This window comes from Streptomyces sp. NPDC096339 (assembly GCF_044762985.1).
GTDB lineage: Bacteria > Actinomycetota > Actinomycetes > Streptomycetales > Streptomycetaceae > Streptomyces.
On sequence record NZ_JBIWFI010000002.1, the window covers coordinates 36715 to 60984 of the forward strand.

The 24270-nt window shown below is 72.6% G+C and carries 24 protein-coding genes; 14 read left to right on the forward strand and 10 right to left on the reverse strand.

Annotation, left to right across the window (positions count from 1 at the left end):
* The first annotated feature begins 63 nt into the window (after positions 1-63).
* The 5 genes from ACIQ5Y_RS03475 to ACIQ5Y_RS03495 are packed head-to-tail and all read left to right on the forward strand — an operon-like array spanning position 64 to position 5511.
* Entirely contained in the window at positions 64-978 is a 915-nt protein-coding gene (locus ACIQ5Y_RS03475) for a Rossmann-like and DUF2520 domain-containing protein (protein WP_403874566.1), read from the forward strand.
* Positions 975-1967 (forward strand): pantoate--beta-alanine ligase, encoded by a 993-nt coding sequence (gene panC / locus ACIQ5Y_RS03480; RefSeq protein ID WP_403874568.1) that lies wholly within the window; start codon positions 975-977, stop codon positions 1965-1967. The genes ACIQ5Y_RS03475 and panC overlap by 4 nt, the downstream gene beginning before the upstream one ends.
* Positions 1964-3727: an L-aspartate oxidase gene (locus ACIQ5Y_RS03485; RefSeq protein ID WP_403874570.1), complete on the forward strand. Its 1764-nt coding sequence runs from the start codon at positions 1964-1966 to the stop codon at positions 3725-3727. The genes panC and ACIQ5Y_RS03485 overlap by 4 nt, the downstream gene beginning before the upstream one ends.
* Before the next feature lie 2 nt (positions 3728-3729).
* On the forward strand, positions 3730-4698 hold the full coding sequence (gene nadC, locus ACIQ5Y_RS03490) for a carboxylating nicotinate-nucleotide diphosphorylase (protein WP_403874572.1): 969 nt from the start codon (positions 3730-3732) through the stop codon (positions 4696-4698).
* Between the two features lie 3 nt (positions 4699-4701).
* The gene (locus tag ACIQ5Y_RS03495) at positions 4702-5511 is read left to right on the forward strand and encodes a type III pantothenate kinase (protein ID WP_403874574.1); all 810 of its coding nucleotides are present in this window, start codon (positions 4702-4704) and stop codon (positions 5509-5511) included.
* Positions 5512-5549: 38 nt separating this feature from the next.
* On the opposite strand, the gene ACIQ5Y_RS03500 is transcribed toward ACIQ5Y_RS03495, so the two are convergent.
* On the reverse strand, positions 5550-5762 hold the full coding sequence (locus ACIQ5Y_RS03500; protein WP_403874575.1) for a hypothetical protein: 213 nt from the start codon (positions 5760-5762) through the stop codon (positions 5550-5552).
* A 342-nt stretch (positions 5763-6104) separates the two neighbouring features.
* On the opposite strand from ACIQ5Y_RS03500, the gene ACIQ5Y_RS03505 reads away from it, so the two are divergent.
* Positions 6105-7226: a DUF5937 family protein gene (locus ACIQ5Y_RS03505; RefSeq protein WP_403874577.1), complete on the forward strand. Its 1122-nt coding sequence runs from the start codon at positions 6105-6107 to the stop codon at positions 7224-7226.
* 170 nt (positions 7227-7396) lie between these two features.
* Positions 7397-8944 (forward strand): M28 family metallopeptidase, encoded by a 1548-nt coding sequence (locus tag ACIQ5Y_RS03510; RefSeq protein ID WP_403874579.1) that lies wholly within the window; start codon positions 7397-7399, stop codon positions 8942-8944.
* Positions 8945-9005: 61 nt separating this feature from the next.
* Here ACIQ5Y_RS03510 and ACIQ5Y_RS03515 read toward each other — a convergent pair whose 3' ends face one another.
* Positions 9006-9992 carry an SAM-dependent methyltransferase gene (locus ACIQ5Y_RS03515; protein WP_403874581.1) on the reverse strand — a complete coding sequence of 329 codons (987 nt, stop codon included), beginning with the start codon at positions 9990-9992 and terminating at the stop codon, positions 9006-9008.
* A 107-nt stretch (positions 9993-10099) separates the two neighbouring features.
* Between ACIQ5Y_RS03515 and ACIQ5Y_RS03520 the strand changes: the two genes are divergently transcribed.
* The gene (locus tag ACIQ5Y_RS03520) at positions 10100-11302 is read left to right on the forward strand and encodes a sensor histidine kinase (protein ID WP_403874583.1); all 1203 of its coding nucleotides are present in this window, start codon (positions 10100-10102) and stop codon (positions 11300-11302) included.
* 23 nt (positions 11303-11325) lie between these two features.
* A complete protein-coding gene (locus ACIQ5Y_RS03525; RefSeq protein ID WP_403874585.1) occupies positions 11326-12003 on the forward strand; it encodes a response regulator in 678 nt (225 codons plus the stop codon).
* Between the two features lie 28 nt (positions 12004-12031).
* On the opposite strand, the gene ACIQ5Y_RS03530 is transcribed toward ACIQ5Y_RS03525, so the two are convergent.
* The 3 genes from ACIQ5Y_RS03530 to ACIQ5Y_RS03540 all read right to left on the reverse strand — a co-directional run bounded on the left by ACIQ5Y_RS03530 (position 12032) and on the right by ACIQ5Y_RS03540 (position 14619).
* Positions 12032-12661: a hypothetical protein gene (locus ACIQ5Y_RS03530; protein ID WP_403874586.1), complete on the reverse strand. Its 630-nt coding sequence runs from the start codon at positions 12659-12661 to the stop codon at positions 12032-12034.
* Positions 12662-12796: 135 nt separating this feature from the next.
* A complete protein-coding gene (locus tag ACIQ5Y_RS03535; protein WP_403874588.1) occupies positions 12797-14131 on the reverse strand; it encodes a PH domain-containing protein in 1335 nt (444 codons plus the stop codon).
* A complete protein-coding gene (locus ACIQ5Y_RS03540) occupies positions 14128-14619 on the reverse strand; it encodes a PH domain-containing protein (RefSeq protein WP_403874590.1) in 492 nt (163 codons plus the stop codon). The genes ACIQ5Y_RS03535 and ACIQ5Y_RS03540 overlap by 4 nt, the downstream gene beginning before the upstream one ends.
* Positions 14620-14650: 31 nt before the next feature.
* On the opposite strand from ACIQ5Y_RS03540, the gene ACIQ5Y_RS03545 reads away from it, so the two are divergent.
* The 4 genes from ACIQ5Y_RS03545 (at position 14651) to ACIQ5Y_RS03560 (ending at position 18354) form a co-directional block, all read left to right on the forward strand.
* On the forward strand, positions 14651-15793 hold the full coding sequence (locus ACIQ5Y_RS03545; RefSeq protein WP_403874592.1) for an NADH-quinone oxidoreductase subunit D: 1143 nt from the start codon (positions 14651-14653) through the stop codon (positions 15791-15793).
* A gap of 62 nt (positions 15794-15855) precedes the next feature.
* Positions 15856-16704, forward strand: a complete 849-nt coding sequence (locus ACIQ5Y_RS03550) for an arylamine N-acetyltransferase (protein WP_403874594.1) — start codon at positions 15856-15858, stop codon at positions 16702-16704.
* 30 nt (positions 16705-16734) lie between these two features.
* Entirely contained in the window at positions 16735-16950 is a 216-nt protein-coding gene (locus ACIQ5Y_RS03555) for a hypothetical protein (protein WP_403874596.1), read from the forward strand.
* Positions 16951-17115: 165 nt separating this feature from the next.
* Positions 17116-18354, forward strand: a complete 1239-nt coding sequence (locus tag ACIQ5Y_RS03560; protein WP_403874598.1) for an alpha/beta hydrolase family protein — start codon at positions 17116-17118, stop codon at positions 18352-18354.
* A gap of 3 nt (positions 18355-18357) precedes the next feature.
* Here ACIQ5Y_RS03560 and ACIQ5Y_RS03565 read toward each other — a convergent pair whose 3' ends face one another.
* The 4 genes from ACIQ5Y_RS03565 to ACIQ5Y_RS03580 all read right to left on the reverse strand — a co-directional run bounded on the left by ACIQ5Y_RS03565 (position 18358) and on the right by ACIQ5Y_RS03580 (position 21877).
* Positions 18358-19356 (reverse strand): hypothetical protein, encoded by a 999-nt coding sequence (locus ACIQ5Y_RS03565; protein WP_403874600.1) that lies wholly within the window; start codon positions 19354-19356, stop codon positions 18358-18360.
* Positions 19357-19467: 111 nt separating this feature from the next.
* A complete protein-coding gene (locus tag ACIQ5Y_RS03570) occupies positions 19468-20451 on the reverse strand; it encodes an ABC transporter substrate-binding protein (protein WP_403874602.1) in 984 nt (327 codons plus the stop codon).
* A gap of 63 nt (positions 20452-20514) precedes the next feature.
* The gene (locus tag ACIQ5Y_RS03575) at positions 20515-21180 is read right to left on the reverse strand and encodes an ABC transporter permease (protein ID WP_403875645.1); all 666 of its coding nucleotides are present in this window, start codon (positions 21178-21180) and stop codon (positions 20515-20517) included.
* Between the two features lie 4 nt (positions 21181-21184).
* The gene (locus ACIQ5Y_RS03580) at positions 21185-21877 is read right to left on the reverse strand and encodes an ABC transporter permease (protein WP_384582257.1); all 693 of its coding nucleotides are present in this window, start codon (positions 21875-21877) and stop codon (positions 21185-21187) included.
* A 133-nt stretch (positions 21878-22010) separates the two neighbouring features.
* Here ACIQ5Y_RS03580 and ACIQ5Y_RS03585 point away from each other — a divergent pair, with 133 nt between their 5' ends.
* The gene (locus ACIQ5Y_RS03585; RefSeq protein ID WP_403874604.1) at positions 22011-22985 is read left to right on the forward strand and encodes an ABC transporter ATP-binding protein; all 975 of its coding nucleotides are present in this window, start codon (positions 22011-22013) and stop codon (positions 22983-22985) included.
* 106 nt (positions 22986-23091) lie between these two features.
* Here the strand turns inward: ACIQ5Y_RS03585 and ACIQ5Y_RS03590 are convergent, their stop codons facing one another.
* Positions 23092-24201, reverse strand: a complete 1110-nt coding sequence (locus tag ACIQ5Y_RS03590; protein ID WP_403874606.1) for an alpha/beta hydrolase — start codon at positions 24199-24201, stop codon at positions 23092-23094.
* Positions 24202-24270 lie beyond the last annotated feature (69 nt).

The window sequence follows — 24270 nt, forward strand, 5'->3', positions numbered from 1 at the left end:
GCACTAGCATGGCGGCGTATCGTCCGGTACCCCCCGCGGACTGGAACGGAAGGCCCTCCCCGCGTGAATCCATCACAGCAGCCGCGCCCCGCACGGCTCGCCGTCGGCGTCGTCGGAGCCGGCCGGGTCGGCCCCGCGCTGGCCCGTGCGCTCCAGCAGGCCGGGCACCGGCCCGTGGCCGTGTCCGGAGTCTCCGACGCGTCCGTGCGCCGGGCCGCCCGGATGCTGCCCGACGTGCCGCTCGTGCCGCCCGCGCAGGTGCTGGAGCTGGCCGACCTGGTGCTGCTCACCGTGCCCGACGACGCGCTGCCGGGCCTCGTACAGGGGCTGGCGGAGACCGGCGCGGTCCGGCCCGGACAGCTCCTCGTGCACACCTCCGGCCGGTACGGGGCCTCCGTGCTCGACCCGGCCCGCCGGGCGGGGGCGCTGCCGCTGGCCCTGCACCCCGCGATGACCTTCACCGGCACCGAGGTCGACGTGCAGCGCCTGGCCGGCTGCTCCTTCGGCGTCACCGCCCCCGAGGAGCTGCGGCTCGCGGCGGAGGCCCTGGTCATCGAGATGGGCGGGGAGCCCGAGTGGATCGCGGAGGAGAACCGTCCGCTCTACCACGCGGCCCTGGCCCTGGGGGCGAACCACCTGGTCACCCTGGTCGCGCAGTCGATGGAGCTGCTGGGCAAGGCCGGGGTCGAGCACCCCGACCGGATGCTCGGCCCGCTGCTCGGCGCGGCCCTGGACAACGCCCTGCGCTCCGGGGACGCCGCCCTGACCGGGCCGGTGGCGCGCGGTGACGCCGGTACGGTCGCCGCGCACGTATCGGAGCTGCGCAGACACGCGCCCGGCACGGTCGCCGGATACCTGGCGATGGCCCGTACGACCGCGGACCGGGCCCTCGCGCACGGTCTGCTCAAGCCCGAACTCGCCGAGGACCTGCTCGGCGTACTCGCCGACGCGGAGCCGGAAGGGGACAGCACCCCATGAGCGAACTGCTGCTCGACACCGCCGAGGAGCTGAGCAAGCTCCCGCGCGACGGCCGCCGGGCCGTGGTGATGACCATGGGGGCCCTGCACGAGGGCCACGCCACCCTGATCCGCTCGGCCCGTGAGCTGGCCGGTCCGGAGGGGCAGGTCGTCGTCACCGTCTTCGTCAATCCCCTGCAGTTCGGGGCGAACGAGGACCTGGACCGCTACCCGCGCACCCTGGACGCGGACCTCGTGATCGCCGAAGGGGCGGGCGCCGACGCGGTGTTCGCGCCGGCCGTCGACGAGGTGTACCCGGGCGGCGACCCGCAGGTGCGGATCAGCGCCGGTCCGATGGGCGGGCGCCTCGAAGGGAGCACGCGTCCCGGGCACTTCGACGGGATGCTGACCGTCGTCGCCAAGCTGCTCCACCTGACCCGTCCCGATCTGGCGCTCTTCGGCCAGAAGGACGCGCAGCAACTGGCCCTGATCCGGCGGATGGTGACGGACCTGAACTTCCCCGTGGAGGTGGTCGGCGTACCGACCGTCCGCGAGGAGGACGGGCTGGCGCTGTCGTCCCGCAACCGCTACCTCTCCCCCGCCGAGCGGCACACCGCCCTGGCCCTGTCGCGCGCCCTGTTCGCCGGGCAGGACCGGCTCGCCGCGCAGGCGGCGCTGCGGGCCCGCGCCGAGGCCGCCCCGGCCAGCGACGAGCGGGCCACGGCGCTGGCCCGGCTGGGCGAGATCCGCGCCTCCGCCGACGCGCACGCCGTCTCGGCGGCGGGCGGCGGGCTGCCGGACGCGGTACGGGCCGCGGCGCGGCACGTCCTGGAGGAGGCGGGCCGGCACGAGCCTCCCCTCGTACTGGACTACCTGGCCCTGGTGGATCCGCGGGACTTCACCGACGTCGGCCCCGAGTTCACCGGGCAGGCCGTGCTGGCCGTCGCGGCGAAGGTGGGCGCGACGAGGCTGATCGACAACATTCCACTGGAATTCGGAGCACACACGTGAGCACCCCAGTCAGAGCCGTTCCGTCGGGCGGCGCAGAAGCGGGCGCGGGTGCCGGAACGGGCACCGGCATACGGCTGCACGCGCCGGCCCCCGGCTGGGCCGTCGACGCCGACGTCGTGGTCGTCGGTTCGGGCGTCGCCGGTCTGACGGCGGCGCTGCGCTGCGCCGCCGCGGGCCGCCGTACGGTCGTGGTCACCAAGGCCCGGCTCGACGACGGTTCCACCCGCTGGGCCCAGGGCGGCATCGCCGCGGCCCTCGGCGAGGGGGACACCCCCGAGCAGCACCTCGACGACACGCTGGTCGCGGGCGCCGGGCTGTGCGACGAGGAGGCCGTACGGCTGCTCGTCACCGAGGGTCCGGACGCGGTGCGCCGGCTGATCGCGGCGGGCGCCGTCTTCGACACCTCCGCGCAGACCGGGGAGATAGAGCTGACCCGGGAGGGCGGCCACCACCGGCGCCGGATCGCGCACGCGGGCGGCGACGCCACCGGCGCGGAGATCTCCCGGGCGCTCGTCGAGGCCGTGCACGCCGCGGGCATAGAGACGGTGGAGAACGCGCTCGTACTGGACCTGCTCCAGGACGCGGAGGGCCGTACGGCCGGTGTGACCCTGCACGTCATGGGCGAGGGCCAACACGACGGCGTCGGCGCCGTCCACGCGCCCGCCGTGATCCTCGCGACCGGCGGCATGGGCCAGGTGTTCTCCGCGACCACCAACCCGTCGGTGTCCACGGGTGACGGGGTGGCGCTCGCCCTGCGGGCCGGGGCCGAGGTCTCCGACCTGGAGTTCGTGCAGTTCCACCCGACGGTGCTGTTCCTCGGCCCGGACGCCGAGGGCCAGCAGCCGCTGGTCTCGGAGGCGGTCCGCGGCGAGGGCGCGTACCTCGTCGACGCGAACGGCGTGCGCTTCATGGTCGGTCAGCACGAGCTGGCCGAGCTGGCGCCCCGCGACATCGTCGCCAAGGGCATCACGCGCCGCATGCTGGAGCAGGGCGCCCAGCACATGTACCTGGACGCCCGGCACTTCGGCGCCGAGATGTGGGAGCAGCGCTTCCCCACCATCCTGGCCGCCTGCCGGTCCCACGGCATCGACCCGGTGACCGAGCCGATCCCGGTCGCGCCCGCCGCGCACTACGCGTCCGGCGGCATCCGGACGGACCTGCACGGCCGGACCACCGTCCCCGGCCTGTACGCCTGCGGTGAGGTCGCCTGCACGGGCGTGCACGGGGCGAACCGGCTGGCCTCCAACTCCCTGCTGGAGGGGCTGGTCTTCGCCGAGCGCATCGCCGAGGACATCGCCGGCAGCGCGCCGTCGGGCAGCGGCCCGGGCGTCCCGGTCCCCGCGACCGGGCCGCTGCAGCCCGCGGAGGCCCGGTACGAGATCCAGCGGATCATGACGGAGGGCGCGGGCGTGCTGCGCTCCGCCGAGTCGCTGCGCACGGCCGCCGAGTCCCTCGAAGCGCTGTACGCGACCGCCCTGGGCGAGCTCGAAGCGCACGGCAAGACCGCCGAGCCGGGTGTGGACACCTGGGAGGCGACGAACCTGCTGTGCGTGGCGCGGGTGCTGGTCGCCGCCGCCGAGCGGCGGGTGGAGACCCGCGGCTGCCACTGGCGCGAGGACCACCCGGACCGGGACGACGCCGCCTGGCGCCGCCACCTCGTGGTGCGGCTGTCCCGGGCCGAGCGGCGGGCCCTGGTCGTCACCCCCACCGACTCCGCGGACTTCCCGTCCGTAACCCACCCCCTGAGCCTGGAGCAGTGACCGTGAGCACCCCCGAACTTCCCCTGATCGACCAGAACGACGGCGGCTGCGGCGACGACTGCGCCTGCGGCGACGGCGAGGAGACCGGGCTGGACCCGGCGCTGGCCCAGCTGCTGGTGGACGCGGGCCTCGACCCGATCGAGGTCGAGGACATCGCCCACATGGCGCTCTCCGAGGACCTGGACGGCGGGGTCGACGTGACCACGGTGGCCACCGTCCCCGAGGACGCCGAGGCCGTCGCCGACTTCGTCGCGCGCGAGAACGGCGTCGTGGCGGGCCTGCGCATCGCCGAGGCCGTGTTCTCCGTGGTCTGCACGGAGGCCTTCGAGGTCGAGCGGCACGCGGAGGACGGCGACACCGTCGAGGCCGGGCAGCTGCTGCTGTCCGTGCGCTCCCGCACCCGCGACCTGCTGACGGCGGAGCGCAGCGCGCTGAACATCCTGTGCCGCCTCTCGGGCATCGCGACCGCCACGCGCCGCTGGGCGGACGTCCTCGACGGCACCTCGGCGAAGGTCCGCGACACCCGCAAGACCACCCCGGGGCTGCGCGCCCTGGAGAAGTACGCGGTGCGCTGCGGCGGCGGCGTCAACCACCGCATGTCGCTGTCGGACGCCGCGCTGGTGAAGGACAACCACGTGGTGGCGGCCGGTGGCGTCGCGCAGGCCTTCAAGGCCGTCCGGGAGGCCTTCCCGGAGGTCCCGATCGAGGTCGAGGTCGACAACCTCGAGCAGATCGGCGAGGTCCTGGAGGCGGGCGCCGACCTGATCCTGCTGGACAACTTCACCGTGGAGCAGACCGCGCGGGCCGTGGCCCTGGTCTCCGGGCGCGCGGTGCTGGAGTCCTCGGGCCGCCTCACGCTGGACACCGCCCGGGCGTACGCCGAGACCGGCGTGGACTACCTGGCCGTCGGCGGGCTGACCCACTCCTCGCCGATCCTGGACATCGGCCTCGACCTGCGCGAGGCGGTGTAACCGATGCTCCTCACCATCGACGTAGGCAACACCCACACGGTCCTGGGCCTGTTCGACGGTGACGAGATCGTCGAGCACTGGCGCATCTCGACCGACCCGCGGCGCACGGCCGACGAGATGGCCGTGCTGATGCAGGGCCTGATGGGCATGCACCCGATGCTCGGCAGCGAGCTGGGCGACGGGATCCACGGCATCGCGATCTGCTCGACGGTGCCGGCGGTCCTGCACGAGCTGCGCGAGGTGACGCGCCGCTACTACGGCGACGTGCCCGCGGTGATCGTGGAGCCCGGCACGAAGACGGGCGTGCCGATCCTGATGGACAACCCGAAGGAGGTCGGCGCGGACCGCATCGTGAACGCGGTCGCGGTGGTCGAGCTCTACGGGGGTCCGGCGATCGTGGTGGACCTCGGTACGGCGACCACGTTCGACGCGGTGTCCGCGAAGGGCGAGTACGTGGGCGGGGTGATCTCCCCGGGCATCGAGATCTCGATGGAGGCGCTCGGCATCCGGGGCGCGCAGCTGCGCAAGATCGAACTGGCCCGGCCGCGGAACGTGGTCGGCAAGTCCACGGTCGAGGCGATGCAGTCGGGCGTGGTCTACGGCTTCGCGGGGCAGGTCGACGGGATCGTGACCCGGATGGCCAGGGAACTGGCCGGGCCGTCGGGCAACCCGGACGACGTGCGGGTGATCGCGACGGGTGGTCTGGCGCCGATCGTCCTCGGGGAGTCCTCGGTGATCGACGACCACGAGCCGTGGCTGACCCTGATCGGGCTCCGCCTGGTGTACGAACGCAACGCGCCGAGCTTCGCCTGACCGGTGCCTTGGCCTCCTCCGTCGGCCCGCTGCCGGGCTCAGGCCGACGGCCGCGGCCGGGTCAGGAGTCTGCGGACCGCCGCCCGCCAGGGGTGCCCTGCCGGGCGGCCGTCCATGACCGCCCGGAACTGCTCGTACGTGCGGGCGGCGCGGAGGGTGGCGATGTCGTCGCGGCCGGGCGGGGGCGGTGGGGGGTCACCGTGCTGTGACGCCCGGTAGGTGTCGATGAGGTACTGCTCGATGGCGGTCATCCCTCCACCCTGCGCCTGTGGTGGCCGGCCCGCACGACGATTGACGGCGCGCGTCAATCGGGGCCGGCCGGGCCGCTGCGCGGGGCATCCTCCCCCGCCCCGCCCCTTCCCGAAACCGGGGCTCTGCCCCGGACCCCGCTCCTCAAACGCCGGAGGGGCTGAGTTTCGGCTGCTGCCGTCCGCGAGGCGCGCCTGGATTGCCCGGAGGGCAATTCCAGCCCCGCCGGCGTTTGAGGCGCGGGGTCCGGGGCGGAACCCCGGCAGCGGCGCCACGGGCGACACACCCGGGCGGACCCCGTCGGGCTGCGGCACGGGCGCCGGGCCGCCGGGGAGAATGGGGCGATGAGCGTCACCATCGACATCGCAGGCCTGCCCGCGGGGCGGATCTCCTTCTCGCCCTCGCCCCTCGCAGAGCTCTGCATGGCGTTGCACGCGCTCTCCCAGCCCGCCCATCACCCCGCGCTCGCCTCCTGGACCACCGCCACCACCGCCGCGCTCGATCCGGGTCTCGCGGACCGGCTGCTGGAGGGGGACTTCATGTGGCGGAGTTCCTTCTCGGACATCTTCATGCCCTTCGCCGGCGTCCCCGGAGGGACTGGGCTGCCGGCCGCGACCCTCGCCGGGGAGCTCGACGTACTCGACCGGCTCGACGACGAGGCGTTCGTGAGGGCCGCCCTGGAGCACTGCTGGCTCGCCCTGTACGACGGGGGCCTGCCCTCCCCGCTCACGGACCCCCGGGCCCGGGCCAAGGCCCTGGAGACGGCGGCCGCGCGCGGCCCCCGCCAGTTGGACTTCTCGCTGCGCCTGCTGGACGACCCGGCCGGGGTCCGGGTGTGGATGCGGCGGCTCCTGGAGGACTGTGACGAGGCCTTCTTCGCCGAGACCTGGCGGCGGGTCGAGCCCGGCCAGAGCGCGGACGCCCGGCACAAGACCGAGGTGCTGCGCCACAAGGGGCTGCCGGCCGCGCTGAAGGAGGTCTCCTCGGCGCTGAGCGTGGACGAGGGCCTCACCACCATCACCGCCGACAAGCTGGTCAACGGCTCGACCACCGCCACCGATCCGCGAATAGGCAGCGGGCTGGTGTTCGTACCGACCAACTTCGGCTGGCCGCATCTGCTCGTGCTGCACGCGCCGGGCTGGCGTCCGGTGGTCCACTATCCGCTCGGCACCCCCGAACCGGTCTCCGCGCCGGGCTCGGTGGAGCTGCTCCAGCGGCGGATGGAGGCCCTCGCCCATCCGATGCGGATGATGCTGTGCCGGAGCCTGGCGCGGGCCCCGTACACGACCAGCGAGTTGGCGGCCGTGTACGGCATCACCGCGCCGGAGGTGTCGCGGCACCTTTCCGTCCTGAAGAAGGCCGGTCTGCTGCACACGCGCCGTCAGGGCCGCTACTCCCAGCACCAGTTGGACCTGGCCGCCGTGGCGCGCATCGGTTCGGACTTCATCGAGGGGATCCTCCGCTAGGGCATGACTCGCGGAGGTGGGCGAAGTTGCCCCCAAGCTGCCGCCGAGTCGCCGATATACGGAATTCACAAACCGGAATCAGTGAAAAGTCTGGCCAGAGTGACCCGTTGCTGCTTAACGTGCGTCCACCGCTCCTCCCTGCTCGCACTTATGCCGTGGAAGGACCTTGCATGCCCTCACGCCGTATAGCCGCAGCAACCGCCGCCCTGGCGGCCGCGGCCCTCGTCTCCCCGCTGATGCTCGCCGGTCCCGCCGGTGCCACGAGTCCCGCGAGCGATGCCGCGAGGGGTGACGCACTGGCCAGGAAACTGGTGAAGGACTCGACGGGCAAGGGTGCCTACAACCACCTGAAGGTGCTCCAGTCGATCGCGGACTACAACAACGGGACCCGGGTCGCCGGTTCCAAGGGCCACGAGCAGTCCGCCAAGTACGTCGAGGCCGTGATGAAGGCGGCCGGCTACAAGGTCACGAAGAACGAGTTCGACTTCGTGTACGTCGAGTCCGTCGCCGAGAAGCTCACGGTGAACGGCGCGAACGCGCACGAGGTCCCGATCCACCTGATGACGTACACCACGAACACCCCGGCGGGCGGTGTCACCGCCCAGGTCGCCGCCGCCCCGGTCGACGCGGACGGGACGAACGGCTGCGAGCCGGGTGACTTCGCCGCGGGCGCCTTCACCGGCAAGATCGCCCTGATCAAGCGCGGCGGCTGCACCTTCGCGGCGAAGCAGGCCAACGCGGCGGCCGCGGGCGCGGTCGGCGCGGTCATATACAACAACACCGAGGGCGCCCTGAACGGCACGCTCGGCGACCCGAACGTGGGCAAGGTCCCGACCGGCGGCATCACCCTGGCCGAGGGTCAGAAGCTCGCCGCCGAGGTCGCGGCCGGGCCCGTCGAGGTCACCCTCGACATCCGGCAGCTGCGCGAGAACCGCAAGACGTACAACGTCATCGCGGAGACCCAGGGCGGCGACGCCGACAACACCGTCTTCCTCGGCGCGCACCTCGACTCGGTCGCGGCGGGCCCGGGCATCAACGACAACGGTTCCGGCTCGGCCGGCATCCTCCAGGTCGCGCAGCGGCTCGCGAGCAGCCAGAACAAGATCAAGAACAAGGTCAAGTTCGGCTGGTGGTCGGCGGAGGAGTTCGGCCTGCTCGGCTCGGAGGCGTACGTCGACGGGCTGACGGAGGAGCAGAAGAAGCAGATCAAGCTCTACCTGAACTTCGACATGATCGCCTCGCCCAACTCCGCGTACTTCGTCTACGACGGCGACGACTCGGACAAGACGGGCGCGGGCCCCGGCCCGGAGGGCTCCGCCCAGCTGGAGAAGGGGATCACCGACTTCCTCGACTCCAACAACGTCCCGCACGAGGGCACGGACTTCTCCGGGCGTTCGGACTACGGCCCGTTCATCGCGGTGGGCATCCCGTCCGGCGGTACCTTCACGGGCGCCGAGGGCATCATGACGGCCGAGCAGGCCGCGAAGTTCGGCGGCCAGGCGGGCGTCGCCTACGACGTGAACTACCACGGCAAGGGCGACACCCTCGCGAACATCGACCAGAAGGCCCTCGACATCAACGTCGACGTCATCGCGAACGCGGTCGGGCACTACGCCTTCGACCTGGCGCCCCTGTCGAAGCCGGTCGTCTCCGCGCCGAGCACCGGCACGGGCAGCGGCGGCGGCCTGCACGCGGGCCACGACGACGTCGTCGAGTAGGGCGGCGGGGCAGTGAGGAGGGGCCGGTATCCCGTGCGGGGTACCGGCCCCTCCCGCCACGTCAGGCCCCGGGCCACGGCGGGATGCCGCCCGCCGGCCGGCAGAGCCAGAGGAAGTCCCCCAGCCCTCCCCGGGCGGTCAGTTCCGCGGCCTCGCCCGCCGAGGCCAGGGCCCGGACGTAGGCGGCCGGGTCCGTGGAGGCGAGGGCCAGCGGGGGGCGGGCTCCCGAGACGCCGAGGTCGGTCAGCGCCGCGCGCTGGGTCAGCAGTACCGCCCCGGGACCCGCGCAGGAGTCCAGGGCCACGTGCGCGGTGACGTCGCAGCTGCCGTCGGGGACGGGCCGCACCTCCCGGCCCGCGCGAAAGCCCGTCAGGGTGCCGTACGGGGGCCTCGCCTCCCGGGTGTGGGCGTAGTCCACCGCCACGGCCAGGCCCCGCTCCACGGTCGCCGCGGCGGCCGCCCAGGCCTCGTCGCGGGACCGCCCGATCTCCGCCCGGCCGGCCTGCTCCGCGCCGGGCCACCAACGCTCCAGCCAGGCCCGGTCGGCGTCGTCGAGGGGGTCGCCGGGGGACTCCGTACCGTCGCCGGAGACCAGTACGTACCGGCCGTCCTCGGCGATCTCCAGCGGTACGTTGTCGAGCCACTCGTTGGCGAAGAGGAGGCCCGTCGTCCGTTCGGGCGGCCGCGCCACCCACTCGATCCGCGGGTCGAGCCCGGCCGGCCGCTCCGCGCGCTCGACCGCGTACGGCCGCACCCTGGCGGCCACCCCGGCGGGCAGTGCGGCCAGCACCCCGGCCACCAGCTCTCCCCGGCCCGCCGCCATGTCGACCAGGTCCAGCTCCGGCGGGTGCCCGAGCCGCTCGTCCACCCACAGCAGGAGCCGGGCCACCGCGCCCGCGTACAGCCCCGAGGCGTGCACGGAGGTGCGGAAGTGCCCGGCCGGCCCCGGTCCGCCCGGGCGCACGTAGAAGCCGCCGGGTCCGTACAGTGCGGTCTCCATCGCGGTCCGCCACCGGACCGGACGCTCGACTTCTGGCTGAGTGCTCATCACGCAAAGGTTAAGTTCACCGTCCACCTTGGGGAGTACGCCCCCTGTGCGAGGTTGGCACCTCTGGTTGACTCCAGCACCTGTCGCCGTTCCCTACTCTGGGTTACGTGCAGCGCCTCTACGACTTCCTCCGCAGACACCCGACGGGCGTCGACGGCTTCTGGGCCGTCCTCCTGTTCGGGGCCTCGATGCTGAACGTGGCGGTCGAGGGCTCTGTGAGCACGTCCATGAAGCTCGCGACCGTCCCCGTGGTGGTCGCCCTGAGCACCGCCGTGGCGCTGCGCCGCAAGTGGACGCAGGCGATGTTCTGGCTGACCCTCGGCGCGGGGGTCTACCAGCTGGTCCTGGGCGTCACCGCGGAGGTCTGGGACCTCGCCATGTTCGTCATCCTCTTCACGGTCGCCGCGAGCGAGGTCCCCCGGTGGGTCTCCCGCACGGCCCTGGGCTGGGGGGTGGCGGCGGCCCCGCTCTACTTCGTGCGGTTCGGGGTGGACAAGGGGACGAACGACGTCGACAACCTCCTCTTCGCCCTCTTCATGATCGTCCCCTTCGTCCTGGCGTGGGTGCTGGGCGACTCCCTGCGCACCCGCCGGGCCTATTACGCCCAGCTCATCGAGCGCAACCAGCGGCTGGAGAAGGAGCGCGAGGCCCAGTCGAAGGTGGCCGTGGCCGCCGAGCGCGCCCGGATCGCCCGCGAGCTGCACGACGTGGTCGCGCACAACGTCTCGGTGATGGTGGTCCAGGCCGACGGGGCCGCGTACGTCATGGACGTGGCCCCCGAGCAGGCCAAGGAGGCCCTCCAGACGATCTCCGGGACGGGCCGCCAGGCCCTGGCCGAGATGCGCCGGCTGCTGGGCGTGCTGCGCACGGGCGAGCCGCAGGAGTCCGAGGACTACGTGCCGCAGCCGGACGTCGAACAGATCGAGGTCCTGGTCGAGCAGGTACGGGCGGCCGGGCTCGCGGTGGACTTCGAGGTCGAGGGAGCACCGCGGCGGCTGCCGAGCGGCGTGGAGCTGACGGCGTACCGGATCGTGCAGGAGGCGCTGACGAACACGCGCAAGCACGGCGGTCCGGACGCGAAGGCGAGCGTGCGCCTCGTCTACTTCGACGACGGGCTCGGCCTGCTCGTCGAGGACGACGGGCGGGGAGCGGCGCACGAGCTGTACGAGGACGGCGGCGCGGACGGCGCCGGGCACGGGCTGATCGGGATGCGCGAGCGGATCGGTATGGTCGGCGGAACCCTGGACGCGGGGCCGCGGCCGGGCGGCGGCTTCAGGATCAGCGCACTGCTCCCACTGAAGAAGCAATGACGATGACGAGGACGAGGTAACGGATGTCCATCCGCGTGATGCTGGTAGACGACCAGGTGCTGCTGCGCACCGGTTTCCGGATGGTGCTGGCCGCACAGCCGGACATGGAGGTCGTCGCCGAGGCGGGCGACGGCCTGGAGGCCCTGGAGGTGCTGCGGGCCACGAAGGTGGACGTGGTGCTGATGGACGTCCGCATGCCGAAGCTCGACGGGGTCGAGGCGACGCGGCGGATCTGCGAGCCGGATGAGCACCCGAAGGTCATCATCCTGACCACCTTCGACCTGGACGAGTACGCCTTCTCGGGGCTGAAGGCGGGTGCGAGCGGCTTCATGCTGAAGGACGTCCCGCCGGCCGAGCTGCTCGCGGCGATCCGCTCGGTGCACAGCGGTGACGCGGTGGTCGCCCCGTCGACGACGCGGCGGCTGCTGGACCGGTTCGCGCCGATGCTGCCGACGACCACGCAGGAGCCGCAGAACAAGGAGGTCGAGCGGCTGACGGAGCGCGAGCGCGAGGTCATGCTGCTGGTGGCCCAGGGGCTGTCGAACGGTGAGATCGCGGGCCGCCTCGTCCTGTCGGAGGCCACGGTGAAGACGCACGTGGGCCGGATCCTGACGAAGCTGAACCTGCGCGACCGCGTGCAGGTGGTGGTCCTGGCGTACGAGACGGGCCTGGTCCGTGCCGGGGGCGGCGGGGCGGGCTGAGCCGCGCCGCCGCCCCCGACCGGGTGGCCTAGCTGCGCTGGACGAACTCGCAGGTGTTCGGGACGACGGTGTCCAGGCCGGCCGAATCGGCCAGCAGGACATCGAAGTCGGCGGCGCTCTCACCGCAGTCGATCCTGTCGAAGCCGCCGTTGCGGCTGATGATCGTGTCGTTGCCGCCCCGGCCCTCGAAGGTGTTGGAGCCGGGCGCGGCGTTCCAGCCGTCGGAGTCGAGGAGCCGGTCGGGGCCGCTGCCACCGAAGAGCTTGTCGTCGCCTTCCCCGCCGACGATGTCGCTCGCGATGGCCGTGTTGTTGGTGGCCGTGTCGTTCCGGTCACCCAGCGAGGCCTGGATACGGGTCACGGTGGCCAGCGCTCCGCAGCGGACGATGTGCGGATCGTTGTTGAACCGGACGCAGCCGGGACCCGGGATCAGATTGCTCGTGCTGTCCTCCACCTGGAAGAATCCGCCGGCGTTGCTGAAGGTGACGGTGTTCGTCTCCCCGGGCTGCGCGGTGTAGAGGATCGAGCTGCCGCTGCGCGTCACCAGCGCGGGGTCGGCGAAGGCCGGGCCGGCGAGGGCCACGGTCGCGGTGATCGCGGCCACGGCCGGAACGGCGAAGCGGGCAGTGCGCACGAAACGGGAAGCGGTCGGGTGCATGTGCTGTTCCTTGGGTTCGGCGGGTGCGGATCGGGTCGAGGATCCGCCGCCACCTTCGCTACCCGTAGTAGCCGATACTCTCTTCTTGTAATCGTGCGGTTACCTCGTGTGCCCCATGCGACCCCCCGTCCGGCCCTACGTCATCCAGCGGTCCGGGCGGGCCGAGGCCCGCGAGGTGCGGGCGCGGGCGGCCTGGGCCGCCAGCAGTTCGGCGGCCTCGCCGGCCGGGCGCAGCCGGGCGGTGACCGTGCCGTTCGCGCCGGTGTCCACGTGCACGTCGGCGAGGCCGTGGACCCGTTCCCAGGGGCCCTGGGTCAGCCGGACGCTCTGCACCTTGGCGTGCGGGACGATGTCCGTCCGCCGGCACAGGCGGCCGCGCCGGGCCGCGAACACGTCCGGGGAGACGGCCAGGGCGTACCCCTTCCACCACACCGGCACCACCCAGCGCGCACCCGGGCGCGGCGAGCCGTCGAAGGTCAGCTCCGCCAGGTCCACGCCCGGCAGGATGCGCGCGATCACGGCGTGGGCGGCCGCCCGCGGGGCCACCGGCAGCAGCAGCCCGTTCTTCGAGCCGGCCACGGCGAGCTCCACCCGGACCCAGCCGCGCCGGCGCCACAGCAGCGGCTCGACGATCCGTACGCTCTGGACGCGCCCCGGCGGGACCGTCTCGTGGGCCCGGTCCAGCAGTCCGTGGTCCAGGCGCAGCCCGTCCGGGGACTCGGCCACCGTCCAGTCGTAGTCGGCGAGGAAGCGGCCCGCGCTGCCCTTCCAGACCGCGCCGGCCAGCGGGAGCAGGACGACGAGGGCCGCCCACGGGCTGGGGCTGAAGGTGAACACGAGCACCAGCGCGGTGAGCCCGCCCGCGAGCGTCACCGAGAAGCCGAGGCTCAGGACGAGGGACAGCACGAGCTCGCGCGGCCGGACCCGCAGCAGTTCCCGCTCGGGGGCCTCGCCGAGGCGTACCGCCTCCTCGGGGGCGAAGCCCGCGGCCCGGGCGAGGAGCTCGGCGCGCAGGGCGACGGCCTCCTTCTCACCGAGGAAGGCCAGCTCGTCCTTGTCCTCGGTGCCGATCACGTCGAGCCGCAGGGAGGCGACCCCGCCCAGCCGGGCCAGCAGCGGCCGGGTGACGTCGACGGCCTGGATCCGGTCGAGCCGGATGTGCGCGGTGCGCCGGAAGAGCAGCCCGCTGCGGATGCGCAGCTCGGTGTCGGTGATGGCGTAGTGGGTGAACCACCAGCTCAGCAGCCCGTACACGCCGAAGACCAGGACCAGGCCGAGCACGCCCGTCACCCGGAGCGGGGCCGACAGCTCCCCGATCCACTCCTGGGCGCGCTCGCCCTGCTGGGCTATCACGCCGACGGTCGCCGCGATCGGCACCCAGGCCCGCCTGAGCGGGGTGAACGGATGCAACCGCCGGCCGGTCGGGGAGGCGGGGGACGGTGCGGGGTCGTTCGCCGGACCGGCGCTCACAAGCCCGCCGACCTTGCCTCGCCGAGCTCCGTCAGGCGGTCGCGCAGGCGTTCCGCCTCGGCCGGGGCCAGGCCGGGGATCTTGGCGTCGGTGGCCGCGGCCGCCGTGTGCAGCTGTACGGAGGCCAGACCGAAGCGCCGCTCCAGCGGACCCGAGGTGACCTCGACGAGCTGCATCCGCCCGTACGGGACCACGGTCTCCTCCCGCCACAGCACGCCCCGGCTGATCAGCAGGTCGTCCGCGCGCTCCGCGTACCGCCAGGACCGCCAGTTCCGGCCGAGCATCACCCAGCCCCAGACCGCGACCGCCGGCCACACCAGCGCGAGGCCCGCCCACGCCGGCCCCGTCAGCAGGCCCAGCAGAACCCCGGTCACCAGGGCGAGGAGCACCATCCACAGCACCAGCAGCGTCCGCCGCAGCACGAGCAGCCCACCCGGCAGCCCGACCCACCCGGGCGGCGCCGTCTCACCCACTGTCCCCGTATCCATGCCCACACCCTAGGGCTGAGACAATGCCCGCATGACGGAGACCACGGTCGGCATCGGCGGCGCGGCGGAAAGCACCGACATGGTGCTCAACATCGGCCCCCAGCACCCTTCCACGCACGGTGTGCTGCGCCTGCGCCTCGTCCTGGACGGGGAGCGGATCGTCAGCGCCGACCCCGTGGTCGGCTATATGCACCGTGGCGCCGAGAAGCTCTTCGAGGCCCGCGACTACCGGCAGATCGTGATGCTCGCGAACCGCCACGACTGGCTGTCCGCGTTCTCCAACGAGCTCGGCGTGGTCATGGCCGTCGAGCGGATGCTGGGCATGGAGGTCCCCGAGCGCGCGGTGTGGATGCGCACGCTGCTCGCCGAGCTGAACCGGGTGCTGAACCACCTGATGTTCCTCGGGTCGTACCCGCTGGAGCTGGGCGGGATCACCCCGATCTTCCACGCGTTCCGCGAGCGCGAGGAGCTCCAGGCCGTGATGGAGGAGATCTCCGGCGGCCGCATGCACTACATGTTCAACCGCGTCGGCGGCCTCAAGGAGGACCTCCCGGCCGGCTGGCTGGGCCGCGCCCGCGAGGCCATCGACGACGTCCGCACCCGTATGGACGTCTACGACAAGCTGGTCCACGGCAACGAGATCTTCCGCGGCCGCACGCGCGGCGTCGGCGTCCTGTCCCGGGAGGCGGTGCACGCGTACGGGGTCTCCGGCCCGATCGCCCGCGCCTCCGGCGTCGACTTCGACCTGCGCCGCGACGAGCCGTACCTGGCCTACGGCGAGCTCCAGGACGTCCTGAAGGTGGTCACCCGCACCGAGGGCGACTGCCTGGCCCGCTTCGAGGTGCTGCTCGACCAGACCCACAACGCGCTCGACCTGGCCGTGGCCTGCCTGGACCGGATGGCCGAGCTGCCGCCCGGCCCGATCAACCAGCGCCTGCCCAAGGTGCTGAAGGCGCCCGAGGGCGAGACGTACGCCTGGACCGAGAACCCCCTCGGGATCAACGGCTACTACCTGGTCTCGAAGGGGGAGAAGACCCCGTACCGGCTGAAGCTGCGCAGCGCCTCCTACAACAACATCCAGGCCCTGTCGGTGCTGCTGCCCGGGCAGCTCGTCGCGGACATGGTGTCGATCCTCGGTTCGCTGTTCTTCGTCGTCGGCGACATCGACAAGTGACGGTCCCCGCCCCGGAAGGGGCGGTTCGCCGCCCGTTCCGGGGCGGCCCGTAGGGTGGGCCGATGACGACCACCACCGGCATATTCGACGGATATCTGCGGCGACTTGGCATCACCGAGCCCCACGTCCCGTCCGTCGAGGGGCTGTTCGCGCTCCAGCGCGCCCACCTCGAACGCGTCCCGTACGAGAACATCGACATCCAGCTGGGCCGGCCGCCCGCCATCGACCCCGAGGTGTCGGCGGTCCGCTTCGGCGCCGGGCGGGGCGGCTACTGCTTCCACCTCAACGGCGGTTTCGCGGCCCTCCTGGAATCGCTCGGGTACGACGTCACCCGTCACGTCGGCGCGGTCTACGAGGATCCCGGCGTACGGGAGATCAACGGCAACCACCTCGCGCTGACCGTACGCGTCGGCGGCGAGGCCTACCTGGTCGACGCCGGGCTCGGCGACGGACCGTACGAGCCGCTGCCGCTGCGCGAGGGAAGCCACGAGCAGGGCGGGTTCCTCTACCGCCTGGAGCCGCTCGACGGAGCCGAACAGGGCTGGACCTACCACAACGCCGGCGCCCCGTTCCCGGTCATGAACTTCCGTTCGGCCCCGGCGACCATGGCCGACTTCGCGGACGAACACCTGCGGCTGTCGACCGCGCCGGACTCCCCCTTCATCCGCACCCTGGCCCTGCTGCGCCGCGACGCCACGGGCATCGACCTGCTGCGGGGGCGGATCCTGAGCCGCATCGACCCCGAGAAGGGGCCCGTCGAGCGGGAACTGGGCGACCCCGAGGAGTTCTTCGACGCGGTGGAGGGCCTCTTCGGGCGGGAGCTCGACGACCTCACTCAGGCCGACCGGGACGCACTGTGGGCGAGGGTGCAGGAGGCCCACCAGGCGTGGCTGGCCTCCCGGGAGGACTGATTGTCGGTGGCGCAGGGCAGACTGGGCCCCATGTCCCATTCCCCCCGCCGGGCCTGCCCCTCCTGCGGCCGCGACTGCGCCGTGACCGCCGGCCGGATCGCCCGCCACGACCCTCCGGCCGGGCGGATCCGGGGCGACATGGTGTCCTGCCCGGGATCGCGGGCCAGGGTCGTGCTGGGCGCCTCGGCCCCGGCGCTGGACGGCTTCGTGCTGCCCGATCTCCCGGGGCAACTGCCGCTGTTCTGAGTACGCGTGCCCGCGCCGGCCGTGCCGCCGCTCCTCCTGGCGCCGGCCGCGGACCGGGGCGGCCGTACTGACGTTTCCCCGAGCCGCCGACCGGGGGTATACCCCCTCAACCAGCGGGTGGCGACCGGATGTTGTGAGGCCGGCGCCCTCCGTAGCGTTCCGGGCATGACGAACACACGGATGTCCAAGCGGTGGCTGCGGCGCGGGGCCGCGGCCGTGGCCCTCGCGGCCGTACTCGGCGGGATCGCCGCCCCCGCGGCGTCGGCCGTGCCCACGGCCGCGTCCCAGGGGTCGGCGCAGCGCGGCGCCCTGCTCTCCGTCACCCCGGTCGGCGCCCTGGACCGCGCGGGCGTCGCCGCGTACGTCTCGGGCTTCGGGATGGACGCGGGCACCGTCCGCCACGGGATCTCCGCCTACCGGCTGACCTACGCCACGGTCGACGCGCAGGGCCGCCCCACCACGGCCACCGGGCTCTTCGTACTGCCCGAGGGTGGTCCGCACCGGCTCGACCTGGTCTCGGACACCCACGGGACCATCGCCCACCACGACGACGCGCCTTCGGGCGGGGCCGGCTACAACCGGCTCACCCCGTACCTGCACGCCGCTTCCGGCCGGGCCGTCGCGGCTCCCGACTACCTGGGCCTCGGCGGTGGTACCGGACCGCACCCGTACGGGGACACCGCGTCCTCCGTCACGGCCTCCCTGGACATGCTGCGGGCCGCCCGCACCGCCGGGGACCGGCTGGGCCGCCCCGTCACCCGGGACGTGTACGCCACCGGCTTCTCGCAGGGCGGCCAGGTGACGATGGCCCTGGGCCGCGAGCTCTCCCGCCCCGGCGGGGGTTTCCGGCTGCGGGCACTGGCCCCGATGGCCGGGCCCTTCGACCTGAGCGGCTCCGAGATACCGGGCATCACGGACGGCCGGATCGCGCCACGCACCGCCGTCTTCTACCTGACGTACTTCCTCACCGCCCAGAACCGGCTGCACCCGCTCTACAAGGACCCGGCCGAGGTCTTCCGCGCTCCTTATGCACAGGCTGTGGAAAGTCTGTTCGACGGGAACCACCACGAGGAGGAGATCGTCGCCGCACTGCCCGCGACACCGCAGGAGCTGCTCACCCCGGAGTGGTACGAGAACGTCCGCGCCCCGCGCGGGGAACTGCGTACGGTCATCAAGGCGAACGACGGCGCCTGCGACTGGAAGCCGGCCGTGCCGGTGCGCCTCTACACGGGCAGCGCCGACACGGACGTGCCGATCGCGAACACCCGCGCCTGCGCCGCGGACCTGGCCCGCCACGGGGTCCGGGCGCGGATCGTCGACCAGGGTCCGGACGCCGACCACTTCACGACGGGGATGCGCTCGGCCCCCCAGGTGGCCCGCTGGTTCGACTCGGTGGGCCGGTAGGTCCTAGGAGATGGCGGTGCGCAGGCGGGCCACGTCGATCGGCTCCGTCTCGTCGTGCGCCGTCAGGTCGATGACCTGGCCCGCAGTGGGGGTCAGGTCGGGGGCCGGCTCGGCGGAGGGCTGCGCGGTTTCCGCCTCGTGGACCGCAAGGGCCTCGGCGCCGACCACGTCCGCCAGGTCCTCGTTCTGGACCGCCTCGATGGCCGCGCGGGCCTGCGCCGCGTTCTTCGTACCGAAGAAGTCGAAGCCGCCCTCGACCCGGGAGGCCGGGCGCTGCCTGGAGGCGTACGGGGCCACCGGCGCCGCGGGGCGGCGGGCGGGCAGGGCGGCCGGGCGGGCGTGGGTCTCGGCCGCGGGCAGCTCCGGGCGCGCCGGCCTCTTCGGCTCGGGGTCCGGCTCCGGCTCCGGTGCGGAGGGCTTCTTGCGGGCCAGTGCGAGCATCGCCGCGTGGGCGCGGGCGTAGCCGACCGCGGTGGGCGCGCCCGCCGAGGTGCGCTCCTCGGTGACCGGCGGCAGTTCCTTCGGCGCTGCCGCCGGGGCCGACTCGGCGGCCTCGATCGCGAGCAGTCGGCGGCCCTCCAGGGCGCTGGCGCGCTCGGTCTCGGCGGTCGCGTACCGGCGCAGCAGGGAGGCGTGCTCCCCGCGCAGCCCCGCCAGTTCGACCCGCTTGGCGCGCAGCTTGGCTTCGAGCCTGGCGCGCAGCACCCGAGCCTCTTCGAGGTCGGACTCGAGCTCGGCTATCCGCTCTTCCGTCTTCCACTCGTCCTTGACCCGTTCGCGGGCGAGCTCCGCGACGCGGCGGCCGGCCGCGCGGTCCCAGGCCCGCATGACAACGGCTCCGGCGACTCCGGCGCCCGCCGTCAGGGCCACGAGGAGTCGTAGCGCCAGTGGTTCCGCGAGCAGCCAGGCGACGCCGGCGCTGGTGACGGACACACCGGCGACGGACGTCGGCGTGAGCAGCCGGTGCAGGGGTTCGGGATTGCGGTGACGTCCACGGGGCATGGCCTGAAATTTACAGGGCGTGGCCCTCGATTGGAGTACCCGCCCGGGAAACTGTTCCCAGGCGGTTACCCGTCATTTCCACCGCAAACCGTGTGACTGTTGCCGCGTCGCTTACTTCACGAGCCCCTTGGACTGCAGATAGGCCTTCGCCACGTCCGCCGGTTTGGCGCGCTCCGCGTCGACCTTGCGGTTCAGGTCGACGAGGTCGGCCGTCGTGAGGGCCTTGGTCAACTTGTCGAGCGCGGCGGCGATCTCCGGGGCTCCGGCGTCCTTGGCGTTGACGACGGGCAGCACGTTGTCGGCGTTCTGGAGCTTCTTGTCGTCCTCCAGCAGGACCAGTCCGAAGCCGTCGAGCGTGGCGTCGGTGGTCGTGGTGAGGACCAGTTGGTCCGCGCCGTCCTTGACGGCCTGCTTGGCCTGCGGGGTGCCGACGCCCTTCGGGTCGATACCGGAAACCTGAATTCCGTATGTCTTCGTCAACCCGGGTGCGCAGAAGGGCCGGACGGCGCATTCGTCGCCCGCCGCGATCTTCACCTTGAGGCCCGACTTGCCGAGATCGGAAAGGGTCTTGAGGTTGTTCTTCTGGGCGAATTCCTTGGTCACCGCGAAGGCGTTCTGGTCGACCGCCGAGCCCGCCGGCAGCGCCTTCAGGCCGAGGGGGCCGGCGAGCTTCTCCAGGCCCGCCACGGTCGCCGCCACGTCGCTGGAGGCGACGGGCTTCTCCTCCGGCGCCTTCGGGCCGTTCACCTTGGCGTTCAGGAATTCCGCGAGCGTGGCCGCGTACTCCGGGACGATGTCGATCTCGCCCTTCTCCAGCGACGGCTCGTACAGCTCTCGGTTGTTGACCGTCTTGATCGAGGTGCCGTAGCCGGCGTCCCCCAGGACCTGCGCGTACAGCTCGGCCAGGACGTTGGACTCGGTGAACCCGGCGGCGCCGATCACCAACTCACCCTTGCCGCCGCCCCCGGCCGGGGCGCCGGCGGAGGAGCCGCCGTCCTTGCTCTTCTCCAGGCTGTCGCCGCCGCACGCGGCCAGCGACACCGCCAGCGCGAGGGCGCCCAGGGACGCGCCGGCGACGCGTGTGGTCTTGCTCATGGGGAACTCCGTTCGAGGCGTGGGAAAGAGGAGTCGTTCTGTACGGGGCTCCGTACGGGGGGATCAGCGCGGGCCCGTCCGCGGCAGCAGCCGCTCCGCGGCCACCAGGACCCCCTCCACCAGCAGGGCGAGCGCCGCCACCAGCAGGGCGCCCGCGACGACCTGCGCGGTGTTGTAGGTGTTGAAGCCGGCCGTGATGATCCGGCCGAGGCCGCCCTGGCCGACCATCGCCGCGATCGTGGCCGTGGCGACGACCTGCACCGCTCCCGAGCGCAGCCCGGTCATCACCAGCCGCCGGGCGAGCGGGAGTTCCACCCGGAAGAAGAGCTGGGCGCCGGACATGCCCATGCCCCGGGCGGCCTCCACCACCGAGCGGTCCACCTCGCGCATGCCGACGTACGCGTTCGTCAGCAGCGGCGGCACGGCGAAGAGCACGAGCGCGGCGATGGTGGGCAGGTAGCCCGCGTTGCGCAGCGGCGAGACCATGAACAGGGCCAGCACCGCGAAGACGGGCACGGCCCGACCGACGTTCGACAGGTTCACCGCGAGGGCGCCACCCTTGCCGAGGTGGCCGAGCCACAGCCCGACGGGCAGCGCCAGGGCGCAGGCGATCCCGAGGGCGACGCCGCTGACGTAGACGTGTTCGGCGAGCCGGTTCCAGACACCGCTCTCCCCGGACCAGTTGGCGCCGTCCGCCAGCCAGCTCCAGGCGTCCCCCGCCACACCCAGCACCTCAGGCCTCCTTGCCGGCGGGCCGGCGGCCGGCCCGGGTCCACGGCGTGAGCAGCCGCTGTACGCCGAGCAGCAGCAGGTCGGCCACGAGGGCGAGCAGCACGCACAGCAGGGAGGCGGTGAGCACCTGGGCCTTGAAGGAGCTGTTCACCGCCGGGGCGATGAGGTTGCCGAGGCCGCCCTTGCCGACGATGGAGCCGACGGTGGTCAGCGCGACCGTGGACACCGTCGCGATCCGCAGCCCGGCGAACAACGCGGGCAGCGCGAGCGGCAGTTCCACCTGCCACAGCAGCCTTCCCGGGCCGTACCCCATGCCGCGCGCGGCCTCCCGCACCTCCTCGGGGACGGCCTCCAGGCCGGCCAGCGCGCCCCGGACCAGGATGGTCAGCGAGTACAGCACCAGCCCGGTCACCACGAGGGCCGCCGACAGCCCGAAGAGCGGCAGCAGCAGGGAGAACATGGCGAGCGAGGGGACCGTGTAGAGCAGGGTGGTCAGGCCCAGTACGGGCGCCGCCCAGCGGCGGCCGCGGCGGGCCAGCAGGGCGAGCGGGAGGGACACGGCGAGGCCGATGAGGACCGACACGCCCGTGATCCAGACGTGTTCGAGGGTGGCGTCGGTGAGCTCCTGGGAGCGGGAGGAGACGTACTCCCAGCAGAACCAGTCGTTCGCCACCAGGCAGCCCCGGCCCGCCATTCCCCTCACCCCCCGGTCATCGAACGTACGTGGGACCGACCCTAACCCGCACCGGTGTCGATGGCCGGAATCCTTCGCACATGGGCAACACGCCCTTCACAAACCGGTGGTCCCGGTAGGGAAGGATGACGATGTGATCCGATTCGAGCACGTCACCAAGCGCTACCCCGACGGGACGACAGCCGTCGAGGACCTGTCCTTCGAGGTGGCGGAGGGCGAGCTGGTCACGCTCGTCGGCCCGTCCGGCTGCGGCAAGACGACCACGATGAAGATGGTCAACCGGCTGATCGAGCCCACCTCGGGGCGGATCCTGCTCGGCGGTGAGGACATCGCGGCCGCCGATCCGGTCGAACTGCGCCGCCGCATCGGCTACGTCATCCAGCAGGTCGGGTTGTTCCCCCACAAGACGGTGCTGGAGAACACGGCGACCGTGCCCCGGCTCCTCGGCACCCCGAAGGCCGCCGCCCGAGCGCGGGCCGCCGAACTGCTCGAACTGGTGGGACTGGATCCGGCCGTGTACGGGGGCCGCTACCCGGACCAGCTGTCGGGAGGGCAGCGCCAGCGCGTGGGAGTGGCCCGCGCCCTGGCCGCCGATCCGCCGGTGCTGCTGATGGACGAGCCGTTCGGGGCGGTGGACCCGGTGGTGCGCGAGCGCCTGCAGAACGAGTTCCTGACCCTCCAGCGCACGGTGCGCAAGACGATCCTGCTCGTCACGCACGACCTGGAGGAGGCGATCCGGCTCGGCGACCGCATCGCCGTCTACGGACAGGGAACCATCGAGCAGTTCGCCCGCCCGGCGGCGGTGCTCGGAGCGCCGGCCACCGACTCCGTGGCCTCCTTCGTCGGCGCCGACCGGGGCCTGAGGCGGCTCGCGGTCACGGTGGTGGAGAAGGCCGACCTCGCGCCGGCGGAGGGCGGGTCCCCGCTGCCCGGGGCGGTGGAGCTGGGCGCGTCGCTGCGCGAGGCCCTCGCGGCCCTGCTCCAGGAGGACTCGGGCCGGATCGGGGTCACGGACCCGGACTCCGGCGCGCTGGTCGGCGTACTGACCCCGGAGGGCGTCCACCGGGCGCTGCGGCGGGCCGAACCGCAGCACGCGCAGGGCGCGTAGGGCGCGTACCGCACGTACCGCACACAAAAGAGTGACCGGCCCTTACGGGCCGGTCACGGGTGCTTCGTTCGGCTGAAATCGCCGGGGCTCGTCCCCGGGCCGATCGTCAGGCCTGGATGCGGCCGCTCATCCACACCAGCATCGGCGGGATCTCGCGGCGCCACGTGTTGAAGTTGTGGCCACCGCTGTCGAGGATGATCGAGGAGACCCGGTCCGGGCTCTGCACCTTCTTGATGAACTTCTTGGTGTCCCCGAGGTTCGGCTCGCCCTTCTCGCTGCTGGTGACGAGGAAGGACGTACCGCTCGGCTTCTTGTTCTCCATGGCGTGCAGGACGTCCGCACGCTTCTTCAGCTTGGCGTCCCCGTGGAAGAGGTCACCGGTCGTCGGGTCGTCCGGGGCGTCGTAGTACGCGGACAGCCCGGCGGCCGCGCCGAAGGTCTGCGGGTAGTGCGCGGCGATCTTCAGCGCGCAGTAACCGCCGGTGGAATTGCCGATGAAGCCCATGTTCTGCGGCTTCTTGCCGACCCGGAAGGTGTCCGTGATGGCCTGCGGCAGGTCCACGCCGAAGAAGGTCTCGGTCTGCGGGCCATCGGGTATGTCCACGCACTCGGTGTCGCGCGGCGGCGCGACGGTCGGACGCAGCATGACCAGGATCATCGGCTTCATCTTCCCGGCCTTGGACAGGCTGAAGGCCTTCATCGGGTAGTCGAGCCCTTTGATCAGGTTCTCGGCGGTGCCCGGGTAGCCGGTCAGGATGATGGACGCGGGGAAGTTCTCGTCCTTGTGCTGCGGCTGGAAGTACTCCGGCGGGAGCCAGACGTAGCCGGGGCTCGTTATCTTCGACTTCTGCCCGGTTATGGCAACCTTCAGGATCTGTCCGCCGACCTGGGGCTTGGCGCCGCCCGGCACGTCCAGCTTCTGCTTGTCGACGACCTTGATGTCCTTGCTGCTCATCGAGTGGTCGACGACCTTGCCCATGGACGTCTCCTGGCCGAACAGATCGGCCCAGGAACCGTAGAAGAGGAACGACTTGTTGGCCGCGAGCCCCACAGCCGAGAACAGCGCCAGCTGGGTCGCCAGCAGGAGCCCGATCCGGCCGGCGACCGGGCGCCAGCCCCGGCCCGAGAGCTTCGGCCAGAACCAGACCGTGGCCGCGAAGAGCAGCACCCCGGCGAGGACGGCCAGCACAAGAACCGTGTTACTGGTGAGACCCATGAGCAGTCAGTCGACTTTCTGATGGCAGGACTGGAAATTTCCGACGGAAGAGTGAACCCGCTCCACGTC

Excerpts from the sequence above, each read along its gene's own strand:
- panC (WP_403874568.1), top strand. The coding sequence starts at position 975 with ATGAGCGAACTGCTGCTCGACACCGCCGAGGAGCTGAGCAAGCTCCCG.
- ACIQ5Y_RS03495 (WP_403874574.1), top strand. The coding sequence starts at position 4,702 with ATGCTCCTCACCATCGACGTAGGCAACACCCACACGGTCCTGGGCCTG.
- ACIQ5Y_RS03500 (WP_403874575.1), bottom strand. The coding sequence starts at position 5,762 with ATGACCGCCATCGAGCAGTACCTCATCGACACCTACCGGGCGTCACAG.
- ACIQ5Y_RS03505 (WP_403874577.1), top strand. The coding sequence starts at position 6,105 with ATGAGCGTCACCATCGACATCGCAGGCCTGCCCGCGGGGCGGATCTCC.
- ACIQ5Y_RS03510 (WP_403874579.1), top strand. The coding sequence starts at position 7,397 with ATGCCCTCACGCCGTATAGCCGCAGCAACCGCCGCCCTGGCGGCCGCG.
- ACIQ5Y_RS03515 (WP_403874581.1), bottom strand. The coding sequence starts at position 9,992 with ATGAGCACTCAGCCAGAAGTCGAGCGTCCGGTCCGGTGGCGGACCGCG.
- ACIQ5Y_RS03525 (WP_403874585.1), top strand. The coding sequence starts at position 11,326 with ATGTCCATCCGCGTGATGCTGGTAGACGACCAGGTGCTGCTGCGCACC.
- ACIQ5Y_RS03530 (WP_403874586.1), bottom strand. The coding sequence starts at position 12,661 with ATGCACCCGACCGCTTCCCGTTTCGTGCGCACTGCCCGCTTCGCCGTT.
- ACIQ5Y_RS03540 (WP_403874590.1), bottom strand. The coding sequence starts at position 14,619 with ATGGATACGGGGACAGTGGGTGAGACGGCGCCGCCCGGGTGGGTCGGG.
- ACIQ5Y_RS03545 (WP_403874592.1), top strand. The coding sequence starts at position 14,651 with ATGACGGAGACCACGGTCGGCATCGGCGGCGCGGCGGAAAGCACCGAC.
- ACIQ5Y_RS03550 (WP_403874594.1), top strand. The coding sequence starts at position 15,856 with ATGACGACCACCACCGGCATATTCGACGGATATCTGCGGCGACTTGGC.
- ACIQ5Y_RS03555 (WP_403874596.1), top strand. The coding sequence starts at position 16,735 with ATGTCCCATTCCCCCCGCCGGGCCTGCCCCTCCTGCGGCCGCGACTGC.
- ACIQ5Y_RS03560 (WP_403874598.1), top strand. The coding sequence starts at position 17,116 with ATGACGAACACACGGATGTCCAAGCGGTGGCTGCGGCGCGGGGCCGCG.
- ACIQ5Y_RS03565 (WP_403874600.1), bottom strand. The coding sequence starts at position 19,356 with ATGCCCCGTGGACGTCACCGCAATCCCGAACCCCTGCACCGGCTGCTC.
- ACIQ5Y_RS03570 (WP_403874602.1), bottom strand. The coding sequence starts at position 20,451 with ATGAGCAAGACCACACGCGTCGCCGGCGCGTCCCTGGGCGCCCTCGCG.
- ACIQ5Y_RS03580 (WP_384582257.1), bottom strand. The coding sequence starts at position 21,877 with ATGGCGGGCCGGGGCTGCCTGGTGGCGAACGACTGGTTCTGCTGGGAG.
- ACIQ5Y_RS03590 (WP_403874606.1), bottom strand. The coding sequence starts at position 24,201 with ATGGGTCTCACCAGTAACACGGTTCTTGTGCTGGCCGTCCTCGCCGGG.